The sequence below is a fragment of the Paraburkholderia sp. Cy-641 genome, from assembly GCF_011752945.1.
Classification (GTDB): Bacteria; Pseudomonadota; Gammaproteobacteria; order Burkholderiales; family Burkholderiaceae; genus Paraburkholderia.
The window spans coordinates 1-1,072 of sequence record NZ_VWWM01000138.1 but is presented as its reverse complement, the minus strand read 5'-3'; the positions used below and the strand labels follow the sequence as shown (position 1 = coordinate 1,072).

The 1,072-nt window shown below is 69.8% G+C and carries 1 protein-coding gene; it reads right to left on the bottom strand.

What is annotated here, in order from left to right; genetic code table 11:
- Window positions 1-80: 80 nt before the first annotated feature.
- The coding region (gene sctC / locus F3J20_RS31700; RefSeq protein ID WP_167285839.1) for a type III secretion system outer membrane ring subunit SctC at window positions 81-1,072 on the bottom strand (992 nt) is incomplete at its 5' end.

The following is a 1,072-nucleotide window of genomic DNA, read 5'->3' as shown; positions in this document are numbered from 1 at the left end:
GACGACGCCGCACGGCAGCGCATCGAGCATCGCGCGCAGGCGCGCGGCGTCCTCGTCCTCGTGCGCGCGCCCGGGGCTCGTCACGCGGGCCCCTGCTCGTCGCCCGCGTCTGGCGCGCCCGGAGAAATCACGCGCGGCGTCAGCAGGAACAGCCGCTCCATATGGCTGTTCTGCCGCGTGTGAGTGCGGAACAGCGCGCCGATCAGCGGGATCTTCGAGAGCCCCGGCACGCCGGTGACGCCGGTCGAGTCGTCGTAGGCGCGATAGCCCGCGATCAGGAGCGCCTGCCCTTCGTCGATGAACGCCTGCGTGTCGATCGTGCTGTTCGTGACGGTCGGCAGGTTGCCGACGAGCTGCTGCGTATTCACCTGGCCGTCCTGGATCGCGACGTCGAGCTTGATGCGCGTGCGCCCGTCCTCGTCGACGACCATCGGCAGCACGCGCAGCGACACGCCCGCCGAGATGCTGTACAGGTCGCCCGAGGTGTAGCCCGTGACCGGCACGAAGAACTGCGTCTGGTTGTCCATCACCGCTTCGATGTTGTTCAGCGTGACGACCTTCGGGCTCGCGTCGATCTTCGCGGCGCTGGTCTGCTGCAGCGCCGAGATGCGCGCCATCAGATAGCGGCCCGCGTCGCCGAGCACCGCCGCGACCGAGGCGCCGGCCGGCGACGCCAGCGCGGCGACGTTGCCCGGCAGCGTCGTGGTGCCGAAGTTCTGCGTGATCGTGCCGCCGTTGTAGGTGTTCTGCGCCAGCGTGCCGGAGCCGGTCTGGATGTCGACATGGCTGTTGTGCAGCGTCCAGTCGACGCCGAGCTGCTGCAGCGCGTTGTCGTCGATCTCGATGATGTGCGCCTCGATCTCGATCAGCTGCGGCTTCACGTCGAGGCGGTCGATCAGCGTGCCGTACTGCGACATGCGATCGGGCGTGTCGCGGACCACGACGGAGTTGGTGCGCTGGTCGGCGACGATCACCGGCAGCTGGCCGTCGCTGTCGCCGCGGGCGCCGGCAACGCTGCCGCTGCTTTCCTGCGGCGGCTCGCCGATCGCTGCCGTGAGCGCCGGCGACGGCT